Annotated in this window: 20 protein-coding genes; 12 read left to right on the plus strand and 8 right to left on the minus strand. The window is 71.9% G+C overall.

The annotated features are described in order from the left end of the window. Positions 1 to 189 precede the first annotated feature (189 nt). From OHA81_RS18605 to OHA81_RS18615, 3 genes are all read left to right on the plus strand, one after another. Positions 190 to 1,413, plus strand: a complete 1,224-nt coding sequence (locus OHA81_RS18605) for a LolA family protein (RefSeq protein ID WP_329197406.1) — start codon at positions 190 to 192, stop codon at positions 1,411 to 1,413. A gap of 95 nt (positions 1,414 to 1,508) precedes the next feature. Then, on the plus strand, positions 1,509 to 1,712 hold the full coding sequence (locus tag OHA81_RS18610) for a hypothetical protein (protein ID WP_251050317.1): 204 nt from the start codon (positions 1,509 to 1,511) through the stop codon (positions 1,710 to 1,712). Continuing rightward, positions 1,709 to 2,125, plus strand: coding sequence for a hypothetical protein (locus OHA81_RS18615; protein WP_329197411.1), 417 nt, complete (start codon positions 1,709 to 1,711; stop codon positions 2,123 to 2,125). The genes OHA81_RS18610 and OHA81_RS18615 overlap by 4 nt, the downstream gene beginning before the upstream one ends. 22 nt (positions 2,126 to 2,147) lie before the next feature. Here OHA81_RS18615 and OHA81_RS18620 read toward each other — a convergent pair whose 3' ends face one another. The 3 genes from OHA81_RS18620 to OHA81_RS18630 form a co-directional block, all read right to left on the minus strand. Further along, positions 2,148 to 3,476, minus strand: coding sequence for a M28 family metallopeptidase (locus tag OHA81_RS18620; RefSeq protein ID WP_329197413.1), 1,329 nt, complete (start codon positions 3,474 to 3,476; stop codon positions 2,148 to 2,150). 202 nt (positions 3,477 to 3,678) lie between these two features. Further along, positions 3,679 to 4,680, minus strand: coding sequence for an EamA family transporter RarD (gene rarD, locus OHA81_RS18625; protein WP_329197415.1), 1,002 nt, complete (start codon positions 4,678 to 4,680; stop codon positions 3,679 to 3,681). 137 nt (positions 4,681 to 4,817) lie between these two features. Next, positions 4,818 to 5,675 (minus strand): SDR family oxidoreductase, encoded by an 858-nt coding sequence (locus OHA81_RS18630; RefSeq protein ID WP_329197417.1) that lies wholly within the window; start codon positions 5,673 to 5,675, stop codon positions 4,818 to 4,820. Positions 5,676 to 5,768: 93 nt separating this feature from the next. Between OHA81_RS18630 and OHA81_RS18635 the strand changes: the two genes are divergently transcribed. Continuing rightward, a complete protein-coding gene (locus OHA81_RS18635; protein ID WP_329197419.1) occupies positions 5,769 to 6,161 on the plus strand; it encodes a winged helix-turn-helix transcriptional regulator in 393 nt (130 codons plus the stop codon). 36 nt (positions 6,162 to 6,197) lie between these two features. Here the strand turns inward: OHA81_RS18635 and OHA81_RS18640 are convergent, their stop codons facing one another. The 5 genes from OHA81_RS18640 to OHA81_RS18660 all read right to left on the minus strand — a co-directional run bounded on the left by OHA81_RS18640 (position 6,198) and on the right by OHA81_RS18660 (position 13,131). Continuing rightward, positions 6,198 to 7,271: a 2-oxoacid:ferredoxin oxidoreductase subunit beta gene (locus OHA81_RS18640; RefSeq protein ID WP_329197420.1), complete on the minus strand. Its 1,074-nt coding sequence runs from the start codon at positions 7,269 to 7,271 to the stop codon at positions 6,198 to 6,200. After that, positions 7,264 to 9,213, minus strand: coding sequence for a 2-oxoacid:acceptor oxidoreductase subunit alpha (locus OHA81_RS18645; RefSeq protein ID WP_329197421.1), 1,950 nt, complete (start codon positions 9,211 to 9,213; stop codon positions 7,264 to 7,266). The genes OHA81_RS18640 and OHA81_RS18645 overlap by 8 nt, the downstream gene beginning before the upstream one ends. A 232-nt stretch (positions 9,214 to 9,445) precedes the next feature. After that, positions 9,446 to 10,105, minus strand: coding sequence for a response regulator transcription factor (locus OHA81_RS18650; protein ID WP_329202374.1), 660 nt, complete (start codon positions 10,103 to 10,105; stop codon positions 9,446 to 9,448). Between the two features lie 135 nt (positions 10,106 to 10,240). Next, positions 10,241 to 11,530, minus strand: a complete 1,290-nt coding sequence (locus OHA81_RS18655; protein ID WP_329197424.1) for a sensor histidine kinase — start codon at positions 11,528 to 11,530, stop codon at positions 10,241 to 10,243. A gap of 407 nt (positions 11,531 to 11,937) precedes the next feature. Then, positions 11,938 to 13,131 (minus strand): sensor histidine kinase, encoded by a 1,194-nt coding sequence (locus OHA81_RS18660; protein ID WP_329197426.1) that lies wholly within the window; start codon positions 13,129 to 13,131, stop codon positions 11,938 to 11,940. 156 nt (positions 13,132 to 13,287) lie between these two features. Here OHA81_RS18660 and OHA81_RS18665 point away from each other — a divergent pair, with 156 nt between their 5' ends. Genes OHA81_RS18665 through OHA81_RS18700 form a run of 8 tightly spaced genes read left to right on the plus strand, consistent with a single transcriptional unit; the run spans position 13,288 to position 20,135 of the window. Continuing rightward, complete coding sequence (locus OHA81_RS18665) at positions 13,288 to 13,695, plus strand: NADH-quinone oxidoreductase subunit A (RefSeq protein ID WP_329197427.1); 408 nt, start codon at positions 13,288 to 13,290, stop codon at positions 13,693 to 13,695. After that, a complete protein-coding gene (locus tag OHA81_RS18670) occupies positions 13,686 to 14,309 on the plus strand; it encodes an NADH-quinone oxidoreductase subunit B (RefSeq protein WP_329197429.1) in 624 nt (207 codons plus the stop codon). Before OHA81_RS18665 ends, OHA81_RS18670 begins: the two co-directional genes overlap by 10 nt. Further along, positions 14,306 to 15,511 carry an NADH-quinone oxidoreductase subunit C gene (locus tag OHA81_RS18675; RefSeq protein WP_329197430.1) on the plus strand — a complete coding sequence of 402 codons (1,206 nt, stop codon included), beginning with the start codon at positions 14,306 to 14,308 and terminating at the stop codon, positions 15,509 to 15,511. The genes OHA81_RS18670 and OHA81_RS18675 overlap by 4 nt, the downstream gene beginning before the upstream one ends. Continuing rightward, entirely contained in the window at positions 15,508 to 16,476 is a 969-nt protein-coding gene (locus OHA81_RS18680) for a complex I subunit 1/NuoH family protein (RefSeq protein WP_329197431.1), read from the plus strand. Before OHA81_RS18675 ends, OHA81_RS18680 begins: the two co-directional genes overlap by 4 nt. Further along, a complete protein-coding gene (locus tag OHA81_RS18685) occupies positions 16,476 to 17,099 on the plus strand; it encodes a NuoI/complex I 23 kDa subunit family protein (protein ID WP_329197433.1) in 624 nt (207 codons plus the stop codon). The genes OHA81_RS18680 and OHA81_RS18685 overlap by 1 nt, the downstream gene beginning before the upstream one ends. Further along, positions 17,096 to 17,761 (plus strand): NADH-quinone oxidoreductase subunit J family protein, encoded by a 666-nt coding sequence (locus OHA81_RS18690; protein ID WP_329197435.1) that lies wholly within the window; start codon positions 17,096 to 17,098, stop codon positions 17,759 to 17,761. Before OHA81_RS18685 ends, OHA81_RS18690 begins: the two co-directional genes overlap by 4 nt. Next, positions 17,761 to 18,132, plus strand: a complete 372-nt coding sequence (gene nuoK / locus OHA81_RS18695; protein ID WP_329197438.1) for an NADH-quinone oxidoreductase subunit NuoK — start codon at positions 17,761 to 17,763, stop codon at positions 18,130 to 18,132. Before OHA81_RS18690 ends, nuoK begins: the two co-directional genes overlap by 1 nt. Then, positions 18,129 to 20,135, plus strand: coding sequence for an NADH-quinone oxidoreductase subunit 5 family protein (locus OHA81_RS18700; protein ID WP_329197440.1), 2,007 nt, complete (start codon positions 18,129 to 18,131; stop codon positions 20,133 to 20,135). The genes nuoK and OHA81_RS18700 overlap by 4 nt, the downstream gene beginning before the upstream one ends. The last annotated feature ends 15 nt before the right edge of the window (positions 20,136 to 20,150 follow it).

The following is a 20,150-nucleotide window of genomic DNA, read 5'->3' on the forward strand; positions in this document are numbered from 1 at the left end:
CGGCATCCCCTACGGGTAGGGGATGCCGGGCCCGTGTCGTGTCATCCCTGGGTTGTACGCCCGGTTGAGTCCGGGGAGTGACGCCTTCGGCCCCTCCCCTTTGGTCAGATAGAGGCACATCCCCACCAGATCGGGTGAGAGTGACGGCCGGGGGTGGACGCGACGCATCTACGGAGGCAGGCAGAGAAGATGGCAACGAACACGAAGACCCGCAAGGCCGCTCGGTACGCCGTACCGGTCGCGGTGTTCGGCGTGGCGGCCGCGACCATCGCGATGGTCCCGGCCTTCGCCAACGCCGGGAATCCGGACCTGCCGAAGGTGACCGCCCAGCAGCTCATCGAGAAGATCGCGGCCTCGGACGTCCAGCAGCTCTCCGGGAGCGCGAAGATCAGCACCGACCTGGGCCTGCCCACCCTCGCGGGCGGTCTGCTGGGCCGGGCCGGCGGCGGTGGCGGTGTCACCGGTGGTTCGGCCGACCCGCAGGACAAGCTCGCGCAGCTGGCGAACGGGACGCACACCTTCCGCATCGCGGCCGACGGCCCGGACCGCCAGAAGCTCACCTTCCTCGACGGGAAGGACGAGTACAGCCTGACCCACAACGGCAAGGACGTGTGGGGGTACGACAGCAAGTCCAACCAGGTCTTCCACGAGAAGGACGTCCACTCCGGCCCGGGCGCCCAGCCCAAGGCGGGCGAGCGGATGCCCGCTTCGCCGCAGGAGATGGCGCAGGAGGCACTCAAGGCCGCCGGCCCCACGACGGACGTCAGCGTGGGCGACACCGCCCAGGTGGCCGGGCGGGACGCCTACCAGCTGGTGCTCAAGCCCAAGCAGGCCGGCTCCACCGTCGGTTCGGTGCAGATCGCCGTGGACGCCAAGAACGGTGTGCCGCTGCGCGTACAGGTGCTGTCCAGCCAGGGCGGCAAGCCGATCGTGGACGCGGGCTTCACCAAGGTCGACTTCGCCAAGCCGGCCGCCGACACCTTCGCCTTCACCACGCCCAAGGGCGCGAAGCTGACCGAGGGCACGGACGGGCACGGCAAGGACGCCGGCCACGGCAAGGAGTGGAAGGGCCTGGAGTCCCTCCCCGGCTTCCAGGGCCTGACGGGCGGTGCCGCCGGCGCCGGCAAGGGTGAGGTGAAGGTGCTCGGCGAGGGCTGGGCCTCGGTCGCCCAGATCTCCGTACCCGGAGGCAAGGGCCTCAAGGACGCCGAGAGCGCGGCCAACGGCAAGGACGCCCCGAAGGAGGCCAAGCAGTTCCTCGACTCCCTCGGGGACAAGGTCAACGGCTCCTTCGGCTCGGGCCGCATCTTCTCGACCCGCCTGGTCAACGCCCTGATCACGGACGACGGCAAGGTCTACGTGGGCGCGGTCACCAAGGACGCGCTCGTGAAGACGGCCAACTCCGCCAAGTAACCGCGCGGGAAACGGGGGTGGCCCGGGACTGTGTCCCGGGCCACCCCCACGCCGTTCCGCTCCCGCGTACAGCGCGGCCGCTGTACGGTGAGGGCATGTCGAGACACGTCACCATCCGCCTGGACGAAGAGTTCCACGAACGCCTCAAGGCGCGCGCGGCGGCACTGGGTACGACGGTCACCGCGCTGATCACCGAGGTCACCGAACGCGAACTGGACGAGGACCGCAAGTCGTTCCTGTCCGGCATAGACGAGTTCGCCGACCACTGGGGCTACTTCCAGGAGCGGTTCGGCAATTGAAGATCACCATGGAATGGGCCTGGACCGCCCTGGCCCATCACCTGCCGTCGGATCCCGCCGTATGGGACCCCTCCGGGGTGGCCGCCGCCGTCGCCCGGCACCAGAACGACCTCGTCCTCGTGCCCGAACAGCCCGCCCCGGACACCGCGTGGCGGGCCGCCGCGTTCCTGCACACCCTCGCGGTCTGCCCGGCGCTCGAATCCCCGATGAACGAGTTCTACGCGGCCGCCGCCACCCGCTCCTACCTGCGCGTGGCGGGAGCGAAGCAGCTGCCCTCGCCGGAGGATCTCGGCGATCTGGTCGAGGCGGCGAAGACCGGCCGCGCGGATGTCGGGACGGTGGCCGAGGAACTGCGCGCCCTCATAAGGGAACCGCTGCCGGCCTCGCTGCGCGGCCACGGAGAGGACGCGTAGCGAAGCCGGGCGGCGGGGGCGGTCAGAAGGTGATCCGCCAGCTGTTGATGTAGCCGGTGTCCTGCGCCGCCACATCCTTGACCTGGAGCTTCCACACGCCGTTGGCCACCTCGCTCGACGCGTTCACCGTGTACGTGGTGATGACGTTGTCCGCCGAGTCCGAGCCGGAGTTCTTGAGCCGGTACGCCGTACCGTCCGGGGCGAGCAGGTCGATCACCAGGTCACCGCGGTAGGTGTGGACGATGTTCACGTCGACCTTGGTGGTCGCCGGCGCGTTGCCCGCGACGCCCGAGACCGTGATGGGCGAGGTCACCGCCGGGGCGGGGGAGTCCGGGACCGCCACGTCGGTGGTGTTCTCGAAGGACGGGCCCGGCGGTACCTGGGTGGCCGCGCCGAGGGTCCACACCGCGTAGGCGATGGCGTCGGAGTTGCGGTCGAGCGCGGTGTCGTTGATGTTCGCCGAGGTGTCGCAGGACGCGTGGTAGCAGCGGTCGAAGGCCTGACCGGAGGTGCCGCCCCACTTCTGCGCCTGGGCGGCCGTCTTGGTGTAGTCGGCGCCGGAGAACAGGCCACCGACCGGTATGCCCGCGTTCTTGAACGGTGCGTGGTCGGAGCGGCCGTCGCCCTCGGTCTCTATCTCCGTGGGGATGTTCTGGCCCGCGAAGTAGGTCTTGAAGGTCTGCTCGATCGTCGGGTCGTCGTCGTAGACGAAGTAGCCGGGGTTCGGCGAGCCGATCATGTCGAAGTTCAGGTAGCCGGAGATCTTCGACCTCTCGGCGGCCGGCAGGCTGTTCACGTAGTACTTCGAGCCGACCATGCCCAGCTCCTCGGCGCCCCACCAGCCGAACCGCAGGTGCTTCGTGGGCTGCAGCTGGGCGCGGGAGACGGCGAGCGCCGTCTCCAGGATCGCGGCGCTGCCCGACCCGTTGTCGTTGATGCCGGGGCCGGCGTTCACCGAGTCCAGGTGTGAGCCGGCCATCAGGACGGAGTTGGGGTCGCCGCCCGGCCAGTCGGCGATCAGGTTGTAGCCGGTGGCGCCGCTGGAGGTGAAGGTCTGCAGGGTCGTGGTGAACCCGGCCGCGTCCAGCTTGGCCTTCACGTAGTCGACCGATGCCTTGTAGCCGGCCTTGCCGTGGGCGCGGTTGCCGCCGTTGGCGGTGGCGATGGACTGGAGCTGTGCCAGGTGGGCCTTGACGTTGGCCACCGGGATGTCGGGCGGGGTGGGCGCCGCCGTGACCGCCGTGGGGGCGGGGGCGGCGAGGGCGGCCGGGGTCGTGGCCGCGTACAGTCCTGCCGCCGTGACCGCGAGCGCGGTCACGGCGGCGAGGCGCCGGGAGACGGACAGGCTCATGTGGGGGCTCCGGATTCCGTTGGGGATGAGACGGAACGTGCGGTATCGAGCGGGTGAGCGTGCGTGCGTCAGTTCGAGCCCGATGCTCAGGGAGCCCGTGACGGTCCGTCAAGAGCGCAATCCGGTCAGGGGCGTTCGGAAAACGGACGATCCCCGGTACGGGTGGTCCGTACCGGGGATCGTGAGGTGCTGCGGGCGGCTGTTACGCGGGCTCGCGGGCCGGTGCCGCGGCCGCGGGAGGTACGGCGGTGACGCCCGGGACGGTGGTGCCGACCGGGGCGGCGGCGGTGGCCGGGGCGGGCGCTTCGAGGCGGGCCCGGTTGCGGCGCGAGGTGCGCAGCGCCTCCCACGTCAGGATCACCAGCGCGACCCAGACCAGGGAGAAGCCGGCCCAGCGCTCGGGCGGCATCGCCTCCTGGAAGTAGACGACCCCGAGCCCGAACTGGAACACCGGCGCCAGGTACTGGAGCAGCCCCAGGGTGGACAGCGGCACGCGGATCGCGGCGGCCCCGAAGCAGATCAGCGGGAGCGCCGTCACCAGGCCCGTGGCGGCGAGCAGCGCGCCGTGCCCCAGACCCTCGGAGGTGAGCGTCGACTCGCCGCGCACCCCGAGCCACACCAGGTACGCCAGGGCGGGCGGGAACAGCAGCGCGGTCTCGGCGGTCAGCGACTCCAGGCCGCCCATGTTGAGCTTTTTCTTGATCAGCCCGTACGTGGCGAAGGAGAAGGCCAGCACCAGCGAGATCCACGGCGGACGTCCGTACCCGACGGCGAGCACCACCACGGCGGCGCAGCCGATGGCGACCGCCGCCCACTGCGCCCGGCGCAGCCGCTCGCCCAGGACCAGGACGCCGATGGCGATGGTGACGAGCGGGTTGATGAAGTAGCCGAGGCTCGCCTCGACCACCTGGCCGTTGTTGACCGCCCAGATGTACAGACCCCAGTTCACGCTGATCACGAAGGCGGCCAGCGCGGTGAGGCCCAGCTTGCGCGGACGGCGCACCAGATCGGCGATCCAGCCCCACCGGCGCAGCGCGAGGAGTGCGACACCGACCACGGCCAGGGACCACACCATGCGGTGGGCGAGGATCTCGATCGCCCCGGAAGGCTTGAGCAGCGGCCAGAAGAGGGGCACCAGCCCCCACATCCCGTACGCGCCGAATCCGTAGAGCAAACCCGTGCGCTGCTCGTTCTCCGCCTTCACGGGGCGCCTCCAGTGCGACTTTTCGGCCAATCTCACAACCCCACGACCGTAGCGCCGCAGCGCCCCGATGTCATGCCCGTCAACGGGAGATACTCATGACATCTCCGGGGACCCCGGGTGGCCGGAGCCCCGCGGGCTCAGGCCAGGGCCGAGGCGATCGCCTGCGCCACGGGTGTGGTCGGCCGCCCGATCAGCCGGGACAGGTCGCCGCTGGCGCCGGCCAGCCGCCCGCGCGAGATCGCCGCGTCCACGTCGACGAGGATCGCGGCGAACCCCTCCGGGACGCCGGCGCCGGTCAGGATGTCCAGGTGGGCATCGGCCGGGACCGCCGCGTACGTGACCTCGCGGCCGGACTGCTTCGCCACCTCGGCCGCGTACTCGTCGAGGCTCCAGGCGGTGTCGCCCGAGAGCTCGTAGACCCGGTTCAGGTGCCCCTCGCCGGTCAGCACCGCCGCGGCGGCGGCCGCGTAGTCGGCCCGGGCGGCGGAGGCGATCCGGCCCTCGCCGGCGCTGCCCACGACCGCGCCGTGCTCCAGGACGACGGGGAGCTGGGCGGTGTAGTTCTCGTGGTACCAGCCGTTGCGGAGGAAGGTGTAGGGCAGCCCGGAGTCCAGGATCGCCTGCTCGGTGACCTTGTGTTCGGCCGCCAGGTCGAAGTCCGCCTCCGGGCCGCCGAGGATCCCGGTGTAGGCGAGCTGCGCGACGCCCGCCGCCTTGGCCGCCCCGATCACGGCGGTGTGCTGCGGGACGCGGCGTCCGACCTCGCTGCCCGAGATCAGCAGGACCCGGTCGCCCGCGGCGAAGGCGCCGGTAAGGCTCGCCGGGTCGTCGTAGTCGGCGACGTGTACGTCGATGCCCCGCGCGGCGAGGTCGGCGGCCTTCTCCTCGTTGCGGACGACGACGCTGATCCGGTCCGCGGGGACCCGCGTCAGCAGTTCCCCGACGACCAGGCGTCCGAGGGCTCCGGTGGCTCCGGTGACGACGATGCGGCTCATGGTGGCTCTCCTTGGTGCGGCGTTGCCTTGTGTCACTACCCTAGGGAGAGCGCTAACTTTCCGGAAGTACCCACTTCGAAGTAAGGTACTGGTATGGGAGTAAGGGAAGAGCCCGGAGCGGCGGAGACCGCCAGTGTGAAAGCCCCGATGTGCCCCTCGCGGGGGGTGCTGGAACACGTCACCAGCCAGTGGGGCGTGCTCGTCCTGGCCGCGCTGGTGGAGCGGCCGTACCGGTTCGGAGAACTGCGCCGGGAGGTGGGCGGTGTCAGCGAGAAGATGCTCACCCAGACCCTGCGGACCCTGGAGCGTGACGGGTTCCTGCTGCGCCACGCGCATCCGGTGATCCCCCCGCGCGTCGACTACTCGCTCACCGAGCTCGGCCGCGAGGCCGCCGAGCAGGTCTGGGCGCTCGCGCGCTGGACCGAGCGGCGTACGCCCGACGTCCAGGCGGCCCGCCTCGCCTACGACGAAGCCCGGACCTCGTAGCGGGGTCCGGGCGGGCGCGGCGCGGCGGGCGGCGGGTCAGCCAACGACCGTCCAGGTGTCGTTGCCGGTCAGCAGCGTGGTCAGGTCGCCCTTGCCGCGCTGGTCGATCGCGGTGTCGAGCTGGTCGGCCATGAGGGTGTCGTAGACCGGGCGGTCGGTGTCGCGGAAGACGCCGATGGGCGTCTGGTGGAGCGTGTCGGGGTCGGCGAGGCGGGAGAGGGCGAAGGCGGTCGTCGGGCTCGCCGCGTGCGCGTCGTGGACCAGGATCCGCGCCTCGTTCTCCGGCGTGACGGCGACGACCTCCAGGTCACCGGTGGCCTGGTTGCGCACGACGCCCTTGTGGCCGTCGACGCCGAACCGGATCGGCCGTCCGTGTTCGAGGCGGATCACGGCCTCCTGGGCCTGCTCCTGGTCCTTGAGCACCTCGAAGGCGCCGTCGTTGAAGATGTTGCAGTTCTGGTAGATCTCGATCAAGGCGGTGCCCCGGTGGTCGGCCGCCTGGCGCAGCACCTCGGTGAGGTGCTTGCGGTCGGAGTCGACGGTGCGGGCCACGAAGGAGGCTTCGGCGCCGAGCGCGAGCGAGACCGGGTTGAAGGGGGCGTCGAGGGAGCCCATCGGCGTGGACTTGGTGATCTTGCCGAGCTCCGAAGTGGGCGAGTACTGGCCCTTGGTGAGGCCGTAGATCCGGTTGTTGAACAGCAGGATCTTGAGGTTGACGTTGCGGCGCAGGGCGTGGATGAGGTGGTTGCCGCCGATGGACAGGGCGTCGCCGTCGCCGGTGACGACCCAGACGGACAGGTCGCGGCGCGAGGTGGCCAGGCCGGTGGCGATGGCGGGCGCGCGGCCGTGGATGGAGTGCATCCCGTACGTGTTCATGTAGTACGGGAAGCGGGAGGAGCAGCCGATGCCCGAGACGAAGACGATGTTCTCCTTCGCCAGGCCGAGTTCGGGCATGAAGCCCTGCACGGCGGCCAGCACGGCGTAGTCACCGCAGCCCGGACACCAGCGGACCTCCTGGTCCGACTTGAAGTCCTTCATCGACTGCTTGGCCTGGGCCTTGGGCACCAGCGAGAGCAGCGACGGTGTCGGCGCGTCGGTCACGTCAGTCATTGATGGCCTCCTCGAGAACCTTCGCGAGCTGCTCCGCCTTGAAGGGCATTCCGTTGACCTGGTTGTACGACTGGGCGTCCACCAGGTACTTCGCCCGGATCAAGGTGGCCAGCTGCCCGAGGTTCATCTCCGGCACCACTACCTTGTCGTAACGCCCCAAGACCTCACCGAGATTCCTCGGGAACGGGTTCAGGTGGCGCAGGTGGGTCTGTGCGACGGGCAGGCCGGCGGCGCGCAGACGGCGGACGGCGGCGGTGATGGGGCCGTACGTGGACCCCCAGCCCAGGACGAGCGTGCGGGCCCCGTCCGGGTCGTCGACCTCCACGTCCGGGACGGTGATCCCGTCGATCTTGGCCTGGCGGGTGCGGACCATGAAGTCGTGGTTGGCCGGGTCGTAGGAGATGTTGCCCGAGCCGTCGTGCTTCTCGATGCCGCCGATGCGGTGTTCGAGGCCGGGGGTGCCGGGGACGGCCCAGGGGCGGGCCAGGGTTTCCGGGTCCCGCTTGTAGGGCCAGAACACCTCGGTGTCGTCGGCCAGGGTGTGGTTCGGGGCGGCGGCGAACCGGGTGCGCAGGTCGGGCAGGTCGGCGACCTCCGGGATCCGCCAGGGCTCGGAGCCGTTGGCGAGGTAACCGTCGGAGAGCAGGAAGACGGGCGTGCGGTAGGTCAGCGCGATCCGCGCCGCGTCCAGAGCGGCGTCGAAGCAGTCCGCCGGGGTGCGGGGCGCGACGATCGGCACCGGGGCCTCGCCGTTGCGCCCGTACATCGCCTGGAGCAGATCGGCCTGCTCCGTCTTGGTGGGCAGGCCCGTGGAGGGCCCGCCGCGCTGGATGTCCACGATCAGCAGCGGCAGCTCCAGCGAGACCGCGAGGCCGATGGTCTCGGACTTGAGGGCGACACCGGGGCCGGAGGTGGTGGTCACCGCCAGGGCGCCGCCGAAGGCCGCGCCGAGGGCCGCGCCGATGCCGGCGATCTCGTCCTCGGCCTGGAAGGTCCGCACGCCGAAGTTCTTGTGCTTGCTCAGCTCGTGCAGGATGTCCGAGGCGGGCGTGATCGGGTACGAGCCCAGATAGAGCGGCAGATCAGCCTGCTGACCTGCGGCGATGAGCCCGTAGGCGAGGGCCAGGTTCCCCGAGATGTTGCGGTAGGTGCCGGTCGGGAAGGCGCGGGTGGCGGGGGCGACCTCGTAGGAGACCGCGAAGTCCTCGGTCGTCTCCCCGAAGTTCCAGCCCGCCCGGAACGCCGTCACGTTCGCCTCGGCAATGTCCGGCTTCTTCGCGAACTTGCTCCGCAGGAACGCCTCGGTGCCCTCCGTCGGCCGGTGGTACATCCACGACAGCAGGCCCAGCGCGAACATGTTCTTGCTGCGCTCGGCCTCCTTCCGTGAGAGCCCGAAGTCCTTGAGCGCCTCCACCGTCAGCGTCGTGAGCGGCACCGGGTGGATGTTGTACGCCGCAAGGGAGCCGTCCTCCAGGGGGGAGGTCTCGTAGCCCACCTTCGCCATCGGGCGCTTGGTGAATTCATCCGTATTGATGATGATCTCCGCGCCGCGCGGCACATCGGCGATGTTCGCCTTCAACGCCGCCGGATTCATCGCCACCAGCACGTTCGGCGCGTCCCCGGGGGTCAGGATGTCGTGGTCCGCGAAATGCAGCTGGAACGACGAGACACCCGGAAGAGTGCCGGCAGGCGCCCTGATCTCGGCCGGGAAGTTCGGCAGCGTGGAAAGGTCGTTCCCGAACGACGCCGTCTCCGAAGTGAAGCGGTCTCCGGTGAGCTGCATGCCGTCACCCGAGTCACCCGCGAAGCGGATGATCACGCGGTCGAGACGGCGGATCTCCTTGCCGCCCCCGGTTGGTCGCGGTGGCGTGCGCTGCTCGCCGACGACGGACTCTCCGGCCCCGTCGGCCTGCTCGGCTGGGCTGCTGACCTGGCTGGTCACTGAACTGGACCTCCTTCGAGGCGGGCGTTCGCTCCCAAGGTCAACTCTACGTCCGTCAGGCCGCTCGCTCCCTGGGTCGCCCGTATTCTGGACCGTCGTTTCGCAGACGGTCTGTCCGACAGACGCCGTGCCATACGCGAATATGCCGCACCGCCGACGGTGCGGCCCTCGAGACGGGCTGGTGCGTCGGTGGGGACGCGCCGGCCGTCTCGTCTGAAAGAGTGTCAGTCGATCAGGACCTCAGATAGGTGAGAACGGCCAGTACGCGCCGGTGATCCCCGTCACTGGGGGACAGGCCGAGCTTCATGAAGATGTTCCCGACGTGCTTCTCCACCGCCCCGTCGCTCACCACGAGCTGCTTGGCCACCGCCGAATTGGTGCGCCCCTCGGCCATCAGCCCCAGCACCTCGCGCTCGCGCGGCGTCAGGCCCGCGAGCACGTCCTGCTTGCGGCTGCGTCCGAGCAGCTGGGCGACCACCTCGGGATCCAGGGCGGTGCCGCCCCGGGCGACGCGCACGACGGCGTCCAGGAATTCCCGTACCTCGGCCACCCGGTCCTTCAACAGGTACCCCACCCCCGTGGTGGAACCGGCCAGCAGTTCGGTGGCGTACTGCTCCTCCACGTACTGCGACAGCACGAGGACGCCCATCCCCGGGTGATCGCGGCGCAGCCGCACCGCCGCGCGGATCCCCTCGTCGGTGTGCGTCGGCGGCATCCGCACGTCGGCCACCACCACATCCGGCAGGGCACCCTCCGCGTCCAGCTCCGCCACCGTCTTGACCAGGGCCTCCGCGTCCCCGACGCCCGCCACGACGTCATGCCCCCGGTCGGTCAGCAGCCGGGTCAGGCCCTCACGCAGCAGCACTGAATCCTCGGCGATGACCACCCGCACCCTGTCTTCCACGACTCAGCAGCTCCCGCGTCCACTCGTAGGCCGGAACCCCGCTGATCACCGGCTGGGCCAAGCATCCCAGCCCGATGGCCCGGAACCGAGGAGTCCGGGCCAAGTGGGGAATTCTCCGACCGGCTACGCGCGCCAGGGCACCTCGGCGGTCACGGTCGTGCCCCCGCCGGCGGGGGAGTCGACGGCCAGCGCCCCGTCCACCGCGTCCAGCCGCCCGGCGAGCCCCGCGAGCCCCGTCCCCGCCCGTGCGTCCGCACCGCCCCGGCCGTCATCGCTCACCTGGAGCAGCAGCCGGTCCCCCGACCGCCACACGTCGACGCTCGCGCTACGGGCCCGCGCGTGCTTGCTGATGTTCCGGAGCAGCTCCGAGACGGTGAAGTACGCGATCCCCTCGACCGAGGCCGACGGCCGCTCCGGCAGCTCCACCGCCACCTTCACCGGTACCGCGCACCGCGCGGCCACCGAGGACAGCGCCGCATCGAGGCCCCGGTCGGTGAGGACGGCCGGATGGATCCCGCGGGCCAGGTCCCGCAGCTCCTGGAGGGCGATCTTCACCTCGCCGTGCGCCTCGTCCACCATCCGGGCGGCGCTCCGCGGGTCCTCGGCCAGCTTCTCCTTGGCCAGCCCGAGATCCATGGCCAGGGCCGCCAGACGCGCCTGGGCCCCGTCGTGCAGGTCGCGCTCGATCCGGCGCAGGTCGGCGGCGGCCGTGTCCACGACCGCACCGCGGTCGGACTCCAGCTCGCTGACGCGGCTGTCCAGGCGGGACGGGCCGAGGAGGGAGGTCACCAGGACGCGGTCGACGGTGGTCAGGGCGCGGATCACCCACGGGGTGGCGAGGGTGAGGGCGAGGCCGGCCGCGGCGGTGGCGGCGATGGCCGCGGGGGAGTCCAGGTAGAAGGCGTAGCTGTCGTTCTGGAAGACGATCAGCCCGGGCTGGTCGGTGAAGGCCGGGAAGACCCAGAAGTACAGGGGATAGAGCAGCATGGCCCAACCGCACGCCCAGAACACCAGTGCCAGGGTGAACCCGAACATCGCCCAGGGGAAGTGCAGCACCGGGTACAGGACGTGCCGCCAGGCACTCCCGCTCTTGAGCACGGCCCCCATGGCGGCGAACGCCCCCGGCTTGCGGGCCCGGATCGGCGCCGGCTCCCCGAGCCGTCCGCCCAGCAGCCCGCGCACCCGGGCCCGCTCCACCCGGCCGAAGCCCCGGCCCATCGCGAGCACCCCGGCCAGCACGGGCACCCCGAGGAAGGTGACCAGCAACCCGGCGCCGATGCTCAGCCCGGCGACGGTGAGCCCGAAGTACAGCAACGCCAGCGGGAACCCGGTGATCAGGTACCCGAACTCCTTCCAGGTCCGCCCCGCCACGGGCCCCCGCACCACTCGCCACACCCCACTGCCGCCGGCCATGTCCCCACCCCTCCGTGTCTTCTCGGTACCCCCAGCCTCCCGCCGCCCACCTGCCCAAACCATCCGGCACGTGGGCCTGTCCCCCGGGGGGTTAACCCCACCCCCCGGCCGAGCCGACTCCAGCCCCGGGGGTGCGTCCTGGCCCGGCCGAGCCGGCTCCAGCCCGGGGATACGGCCCGTCATGGCCGAGCCGACTCCAGCCCCGGGCTACATCCCGGCCCCGCCGAGCCATTCCAGCCCCGCCGGCGTTTGAGGCGCGGGGCCTGGGGCGGAGCCCCAGAAAGCCCGGCGCAGCCGGGTTCCGCGCAGCGCAGCGGCGCCGCACGGAACCCGGCCCCGCAGCGCAGCGGCGCCGCACGGAACCCGGCCCGGCAGGGCAGCGCAACCGCCCGCCAACCGCCGGCGGCCTACGCCTCGCGGTCCCGCCACGGCAGCTCCGCCGTCACCACGGTCCCCCCGCCGGGCGGCGAGTCCACCACGAACACCCCGTCCACCGCCCCCACCCGCTCGGCGAGCCCCCCCAGCCCCGACCCACCCCCGGCCAGGGGATCGGCTCCGCCCCGCCCGTCGTCCGACACCCTCAGCAGCAGCCGGCCCCCACCGCGGTGGCCGTCGGCCCGCCACACCTCCACGCTCGCCGCCCCGGCCCCCGCGTGCTTGCTCACGTTCTGCAGCAGCTCCGACACCACGAAGTACGCGATCCCCTCGATCGCCGCCGCCGGCCGCCCCGGCAGGTCCACCGCCACGTCCACCGGCACCAGACACCGCGACGCCACCGACGACAGCGCCGCGTCCAGCCCCCGGTCCGTCAGCACCGCCGGATGGATCCCGCGCGCGAGGTCCCGCAGCTCCTGGAGGGCGATCTTCACTTCCCCGTGCGCCTCGTCCACCATGGCCGCCGCCGCGTCCGGGTCCTCCAGCAGCTTCTCCTTCGCCAGGCCCAGCCCCATGGCCAGCGCCACCAGCCGCGCCTGCGCCCCGTCGTGCAGGTCCCGTTCGATCCGCCTCAGGTCGGCGGCGGCCGTGTCCACGACCACCCCCCGCCCGGACTCCAGCTCCGCGATGCGCCGCTCCAGCCCGTCGGACGGCGACAGCAGGCCCCGTACCATCGCCCGGTCCGCATTGGCCAGGGCGCGCACCAGCCACGGCAGCACCGGCCACAGCACGAACAGCCCGACCAGCGCGATACTGAAAGTCAGCAGTCCCCACGGCAGCCGGACCAGCGCGTACAGCACGGTCCGCCAGGCCACCGGATCCTTGATGCCCGTCCACAGCCAGGGGAAGAACCCGCCGGACCGTCCCGGCCCCGGTATCGGCGTCGGCTCGTCCACCCGTATCCCGAGCAGCGTCCGCGCCCGCGCGCGCTCCGGCTTCCCGAGCTGCCGTGCTCCCCACAGACCACACACGAGCAACGGCAGTCCGACCACGGTCACGGACAGCGCACCCGTCGCCGCAACCATGACAACCGTGTAAACAAAACCGATCAACGCCACCGGCAGATTGATCAGCAGGTACGCGATCTCCCTCCACGTCGAGGCGTCGAAGGGGCCCCGGACTCGGGGAGGGCGGTCGTCATCTGGGGTGCGGCTGCTGGCGTCCATGCGCCACAGCCTGCCAACTGCGCACTCCCGATGCCATGGGGTGGCCCGCCCGCGGTGAACGGGGGATAACCCCACCCGCCGTGGCCCAGGCTCTAGACTCCCGTGCGTACCAGATCATCCAGATCGTCGACAGTGGCCGAGGAGCGAGGAACGGACGTGCCCGACCCAACGGTATCGACCGTAAACGAGCTCGCGGCGGACTACTTCCGAAGCTATTCGGTCGTCGGCCTGCTCGCCGTACTCGGCGTGCTCTTCGTCGCCGTGGCCTTCGGCGCCGGCCGTCTGCTGCGGCCCGTGGTCCCCACCCCCGAAAAGCTGCTGACGTACGAATGCGGCGTGGACCCGGTGGGCGAGGGCTGGGCGCACACCCAGGTCCGCTACTACGTCTACGCCTTCCTCTACGTCATCTTCGCCGTCGACTCGATCTTCCTCTTCCCGTGGGCGACGGTCTTCGCCGCCGCCGGTTACGGCGCCACGACGCTCGTGGAGATGTTCGTCTTCCTGGGCTTCCTGGCCGTCGGCCTGCTCTACGCGTACAAGAAGGGCGTCCTCGAATGGACGTGACACCCGCCCCCACACCGGCCGTTGGCCCGGCCGTGACCGTCCCGGAGCTCCTGCCGGAGCCGAAGAGGCTGGGCGTGCTCTCCCGGCTGGCCCCCGAACCCATGAAGGTGGTCCTCAACTGGGGCCGCCGGTACAGCCTGTGGGTCTTCAACTTCGGCCTGGCCTGCTGCGCGATCGAGTTCATCGCCGCGTCGATGGCCCGGCACGACTTCATCCGGCTCGGCGTCATCCCGTTCGCGCCCGGCCCGCGCCAGGCGGACCTGATGATCGTCTCCGGGACCGTCACGGACAAGATGGCCCCGGCCGTCAAGCGGCTCTACGAGCAGATGCCGGAGCCGAAGTACGTCATCTCCTTCGGTGCCTGCTCCAACTGCGGGGGCCCCTACTGGGACTCGTACGCGGTGACGAAGGGCGTCGACCAGATCATCCCCGTCGACGTCTACGTCCCCGGCTGCCCGCCGCGTCCCGAGGCGCTGCTCCAGGGGATCCTCAAGCTCCAGGAGAAGATCGCCAGGGAGTCGCTCGCCGACCGCTACGCCACCGCCGGCTCCTCGGTCGCCCAGCTCACCAGCGGCCTGGTCGCGCCGCCCGCCGCCGAGGGGGCGGGGAAGTGAACCTCTACGACACCCTGCCCGACGCCGCCCCGACGGTCTTCGGAGCCGAGGCCGTCGGCTCGTCCGCGTACGACGTCCTCACGGTCGACGTGCCCGTCGGATCCTGGATCCCGGCGCTGGAGATCGCCCGCGACAAGCTGGGCTGCACCTACTTCGACTGGCTGAGCGCGGTGGACGAGCCGGGCACGGGCTTGCGGATCTGCGCGCACGTCGTCGCGCTGGAGGGCCACCGGGTACGTCGCCTCCTGCTGCGGACGACGGTTCCGCACGCGGCGCCGTCGCTGCCGTCGGCGGTCGCGGTCTACGCGGGCGCGGAGTGGCACGAGCGGGAGACCTTCGAGATGTTCGGGGTGACCTTCACCGACCACCCGCACCTGGTGCCGCTGCTGCTTCCCGAGAACTTCGAGGGCCACCCGCTGCGCAAGGACTTCGTCCTGGCGGCGCGCGTGGCCAAGGCGTGGCCGGGTGCCAAGGAGCCGGGCGAGGCACACGACCCGGACGCGCCGAAGCGGCGGCAGATGCTGCCGCCGGGAGTGCCCGACCCGAACGACTGGGGCCCGCTCAAGGGCCAGCTCCCGCCGGCCCCTGCCCGGCCGGCCCGCACCCCCCGCGCCGGCGCCCCGACCCGCCGTCCGGGCCCGGCGTCCACGGACGCCCCCGCCGACGCCGCGCCGCCCCGCGCACCCCGCCGTACGCGTTCGGTGTCGGAGGGCTCGGCGAGCCAGGCGACCCCGGTGGAGGGCGCTCCGGCCGAGGCCCCGGCCCCGCGCCCGGCCCGCCGTACGCGTTCGGTGTCACAGGGCTCGGCGAGCCAGGCGACCCCGCCCGGCGAGGGCAGCCCTGCCGCCGGGCAGGTGCCCGCGCCGGGGGCGGAGACCCCCACCGCGAAGCCGCCGGCCGGCCGAGACGCTCCGTGGCACGACCCGAAGCCCGCCTTCGAAGACCCGGCCCCGCCGAAGCCCGCGGCACAGGACCCGGCCCCGCCGAAGCCCGCGGCACAGGACCCGGCCCCGCCGAAGCCCGCGGCACAGGACCCGGCCCCGCCGAAGCCCGCGGCACAGGACCCGGCCCCGCCGAAGCCCGCGGCAGGCGACCCCGTTCCGCCCGAGCCCGCCGCGGACGACCCCGTTCCGCCCGAGCCCGCCGCGGACGACCCGTCCGACGGCACCACCCCCGACCACCACGATGGAGGCGACGCGTGAACGACGTACTCGACGTCGCCCTGCGCCTGGTCCTCGTCTTCGCCGTCTTCCTCGTGCTCCCGCTCGTCGTCGGCCAGACCGAGCACAAGGTCATGGCCCACATGCAGGGCCGCCTCGGCCCCATGTACGCCGGCGGCTTCCACGGCTGGGCACAGCTCGTCGCGGACGGAGTGAAGTTCGCGCAGAAGGAAGACGTCGTCCCGGCCAACGCCGACCGCCGGATCTTCCAGCTCGCCCCCGCCGTCGCGCTGCTCCCGTACCTCCTCGTCCTCATCGTGATCCCCCTCGGCCCCGGCAAGGGCGCCGTCGGCCAGGTCATCGACGCCGGGCTCTTCTTCGCGCTCGCGGTCATGGGCGTCGGCGTACTCGGCAGCCTGATGGCCGGCTGGGCCTCCGCCAACAAGTTCTCCCTGCTCGGCGGCCTGCGCACCGCCGCCCAGCTCCTCGCGTACGAGCTGCCCATGCTGCTCGCGGCCGCCTCGGTCGCCATGGCCGCCGGGACCGTGTCCCTGCCCGGCATCCTCGAAGAGTTCCAGTGGTGGTGGCTGCCCTGGCAGATCGTCGGCGCCGTCGTCTTCTTCACCGCCGGCCTCGCCGAACTCCAGCGGCCCCCCTTCGACATGCCCGTCGCCGACTCCGAGATCATCTTCGGCGCGTACACCGAGTACACCGGCCTGCGCTTCGCGCTGTTCCTGCTCGCCGAGTACGCCGGCATCGTCGTCCTCTGCGCCCTGACCACCGTCCTGTTCCTCGGTGGCTGGCACGGCCCCTTCGGCGCCGACGGCCTCGGTTGGGTCTGGACCCTCCTCAAGGTCGCGGTCCTCGCCTTCGTGGTGATCTGGCTCCGCGTGAGCTACCCGCGACTGCGCGAGGACCAGCTCCAGAAGCTCGCCTGGACCGTACTCATCCCCCTCGCGCTCGCCCAGATCGCGCTCACCGGCATCGTGAAGGTGGCGATCCAGTAATGCCCCCCATCCCCGGTTCCGGCCTCGCCAAGGGGCTGGCCGTCACCCTGCGCACGATGACGAAGCGCTCGCACACCGCCCAGTACCCCGACGTGCAGCCCGAGCTCCCGCCCCGCAGCCGTGGGGTCATCGGCCTGTTCGAGGAGAACTGCACAGTCTGCATGCTGTGCGCACGTGAGTGCCCCGACTGGTGCATCTACATCGACTCCCACAAGGAGACGGTGCCGGCCGCCGCCCCCGGCGGCCGCGAGCGCAGCCGCAACGTCCTCGACCGTTTCGCCATCGACTTCTCCCTCTGCATGTACTGCGGCATCTGCATCGAGGTGTGCCCCTTCGACGCCCTGTTCTGGTCGCCGGAGTTCGAGTACGCGGAGACGGACATCCTGGAACTCACCCACGAGCGCGACAAGCTGCGCGAATGGATGTGGACCGTGCCGGCCCCGCCCGCCCTGGACCCGGCCGCCGAGGAGCCGAAGGAAGTCGCCGCCGCCCGCAAGGCGGTGGAGAAGGCCGAAGCTGCTGCCGCCGCGGCCGCTGCTGCTGCCGCGGCTGCCGCCGAGCCGACCACCACCGAGCCCGCTGCCGAACCGGGCGCCGACAGCACGCCGGAGGCAGACGCGTGAGCCCCGCCGTCCTCAGCCCCGCCGTCCTCACCCTGGCCGCGACGACGGGACCGGGTTTCCTGTCCCCGACCGGTGTCGAGATCGCCTTCGCCCTCGTCGGCCTCGCCACCCTCGGCGCGGCCGCCGTCACCGTGACGACCAAGCAGCTCGTGCACGCCGCCCTGTGGCTGGTCGTCGCGCTCGGCGGGATCGCCGTCGAGTACCTGCTGCTGACCGCCGAGTTCATCGCCTGGGTCCAGGTACTGATCTACCTCGGTTCCGTGATCGTCCTCCTGCTCTTCGGGCTGATGCTCACCAAGGCCCCCATCGGCCCGTCCCCGGACTCCGACTCCCGCAACCGCCCGGTCGCGGTCGGTGTCGCCGTGGTCGCCGCCGCCGCGCTGGTGTGGGTCGTCGTCGACGCCTTCCGCACCACCTGGATCGACCTCGACGGCCCCGTCCAGGGCTCCACCAAGGTCTCCGGAGAGATCCTCTTCCGGCACTGGGTGCTGCCCTTCGAGGCGCTGTCCGTCCTGCTCCTCGCCGCCCTGATCGGCGCCATCGTGCTCTCCCGCAGGACAGACCCGGGCCACTCCGGCCCGGGCGACCCCGGGCCGGCCGCCCCCCGCGCCGCCGGCACCCGCCCCGCGGCCCACCGCCCCACCGACAAGGGGCCGCGCTGATGCACCTCGCCTACCCCGCCGTGCTCGCGGCGCTGCTGTTCTGCACCGGCCTGTACGGAGTGCTCGCCCGCCGCAACGCCATCCTGGTCCTGATGTCCGTCGAGCTGATGCTCAACGCCGTCAACCTCAACCTGGTGGCCTTCGACGTCTGGATGCGCGACACCCTCCACGCCGGCCAGGCCCTCACCCTGTTCACCATCGCCATCGCCGCCGCCGAGATCGGCATCGGTCTCGCGATCGTGCTGATGGTGTACCGCAACCGGGGCACCTCGGACATCGACCGGCTGCGCGACACCGCCGAAGGCCACGAGCCCCCGGCCGCCCCCGACTCCTCCACCGCCGCGAACCAGCAGAGCGAGGTCACCGCGTGAGCACCACGACCCTCGCGGTCCTCGTCCCCCTCCTCCCCTTCCTGAGCGCAGTCGCCGGACTCCTCTCGGGCCGCCGTGCCCCCGGGTTCGTCCGGCCGCTGGCCGTGCTGCCGACGCTGGGCACCGCCGTACTGGCCGTGCTCGTCGCCGTCCGCCAGGGCGGCGGCAAGGCGATCGACACCGCCACCGAACTGACCCCGACCGGCTCCGTGCCGATCGACCTCTCCCTCTACCTCGACGGCTTCGCCGTGCTGGTCGCCGTCCTCGTCGGGGTCGTCGCCACCTGCGTGCAGATCTACTCGACGGCCTACCTGCGCGACGACCCGCGCTACCCGTCGTACGCGGCTCTGGTCTCCCTGTTCACCTCCGCCATGCTGCTCGTCGTCTACTCCGGCGACCTGATGGTCCTGCTGGTCGGCTGGGAGGTCATGGGCATCTGCTCGTACTTCCTGGTCGGCCACTACTGGGAGACCGAGGCGGCCCGCTCCGCCTCCCTCAAGGCCTTCCTCGTCACCAAGCTCGGCGACGTGCCCTTCCTCATCGGCCTGTTCGCCCTCGCCGCCGACGCGGGCTCCTTCCGGATCACCAAGATCCTGGGCGCCGTCGCCTCCGGGGGCCTGAGCCACCCGACGCTGATCGCGCTGCTCCTGCTGGCCGGAGTCGCCGGCAAGTCCGCGCAGTTCCCGCTGCACACCTGGCTCCCCGACGCCATGGCGGGCCCCACCCCGGTCTCCGCCCTGATCCACGCGGCGACGATGGTCGCCGCCGGTGTCTACTTCATCGCCCGACTCCTGCCCGTCTTCGCGGCCTCCCGGGCCGCGCTGGTGGTCATGGCCGTCATGGCGGCCGTCACGATGGTCGGCTCGGGCCTCGCCGCCCTGGCGCAGGACGACATCAAACGCGTCCTGGCCTACTCCACCGTCGGCCAGCTCGGCTACATGATCGGGGCCCTGGCCGTCGGCGACCGCGGGGCCGCCATCTTCCACCTCCTGTCCCACGGCGCCTTCAAGGCACTCCTCTTCCTCGGCGCGGGCGTCATCATCCACGCCGCCGGGACGAACTCCCTGGCCGCCATGTCCCGCATGGACGGCCTGGCCAAGCGCATCCCCGACGCCTTCTGGACCATGACGATCGCGCTCCTCGCGCTCGCCGCGATCCCGCCCTTCGCCGGCTTCTTCTCCAAGGAAGCCGTCCTCGTCGCCGCCGAACACGCCGCCGGCGGCCACTCCGACGTCGCGCCCAGTACCGCCGGCTGGGTCGTCCTGGTCGCCGGTGTGCTGACCGCCCTGCTCACCGCCGGCTACGCCACCCGCCTGTGGCTGATGGCCTTCCGCGGCCGGGGCGCCGCCGCCCCCGACCACGGCAGGGAACCCTTCGCCATGACCGGCGTGCTGTGGCTGCTGGCGATCCCGTCGATCGGCTTCGGCCTCGCCGCCGGACCGATCGCCGACTGGTTCGACGGCCGCCGGCTCACCCCGACCGTGACGACCTCCCTCCTCGGCACCGGCGCCGCACTCATCGGAGCCCTGCTCACCTACGGCCTGTGGCAGCGCGCCACCGCCAAGGCCGCCGCCGGAGCCCCCTCCGATGCGACCGCGGTGCCCGCCGCCGCCACCGCCGCGGAGTCGGCCGCCGAGACCCCCGAGGTCGCCGAGGTCACCCACGACCACCCGGCCGTGCCCGCCGGTCCCGCCCCCGACCCCGGCAAGGCCCTCCTCGGCCCGCTGTTCCGCCACGCCGCCGACGGCTTCCACCTCGACGCCGTCTACGCCCGGCTCTTCGTGCGCCCCGTCCGCGGCGCCGCGAGCCTGGTCCGCTTCCTCGACCGCGAGGTGGTGGACACGTACGTCACCGGCGCGGGCGCCGGCCCCCGGCTGCTCGGCCTCCTCGTACGCCGCGCCCAGACCGGCAACGTGCAGAGCTACCTGAGCGCCCTGCTCGCCGGCGCCGTGGTCCTGGCCATCGCCACCGCCGTCATCGCCAACGTCAACGCCGGATCGTGAGCCGTGAGCCAGCCG

The sequence above is a fragment of the Streptomyces sp. NBC_00667 genome (genome assembly GCF_036226825.1).
Taxonomy (GTDB): Bacteria; Actinomycetota; Actinomycetes; order Streptomycetales; family Streptomycetaceae; genus Streptomyces.

Bases quoted from the DNA above. Each gene is read 5' to 3' on its own strand.
- OHA81_RS18635 (WP_329197419.1), top strand. From the start codon at position 5,769: ATGGGAGTAAGGGAAGAGCCCGGAGCGGCGGAGACCGCCAGTGTGAAA.
- OHA81_RS18605 (WP_329197406.1), top strand. From the start codon at position 190: ATGGCAACGAACACGAAGACCCGCAAGGCCGCTCGGTACGCCGTACCG.
- OHA81_RS18640 (WP_329197420.1), bottom strand. From the start codon at position 7,271: ATGACTGACGTGACCGACGCGCCGACACCGTCGCTGCTCTCGCTGGTG.
- OHA81_RS18610 (WP_251050317.1), top strand. From the start codon at position 1,509: ATGTCGAGACACGTCACCATCCGCCTGGACGAAGAGTTCCACGAACGC.
- OHA81_RS18655 (WP_329197424.1), bottom strand. From the start codon at position 11,530: ATGGCCGGCGGCAGTGGGGTGTGGCGAGTGGTGCGGGGGCCCGTGGCG.
- OHA81_RS18630 (WP_329197417.1), bottom strand. From the start codon at position 5,675: ATGAGCCGCATCGTCGTCACCGGAGCCACCGGAGCCCTCGGACGCCTG.
- OHA81_RS18685 (WP_329197433.1), top strand. From the start codon at position 16,476: ATGCCCCCCATCCCCGGTTCCGGCCTCGCCAAGGGGCTGGCCGTCACC.
- OHA81_RS18620 (WP_329197413.1), bottom strand. From the start codon at position 3,476: ATGAGCCTGTCCGTCTCCCGGCGCCTCGCCGCCGTGACCGCGCTCGCG.
- nuoK (WP_329197438.1), top strand. From the start codon at position 17,761: ATGCACCTCGCCTACCCCGCCGTGCTCGCGGCGCTGCTGTTCTGCACC.
- OHA81_RS18660 (WP_329197426.1), bottom strand. From the start codon at position 13,131: ATGGACGCCAGCAGCCGCACCCCAGATGACGACCGCCCTCCCCGAGTC.
- OHA81_RS18670 (WP_329197429.1), top strand. From the start codon at position 13,686: ATGGACGTGACACCCGCCCCCACACCGGCCGTTGGCCCGGCCGTGACC.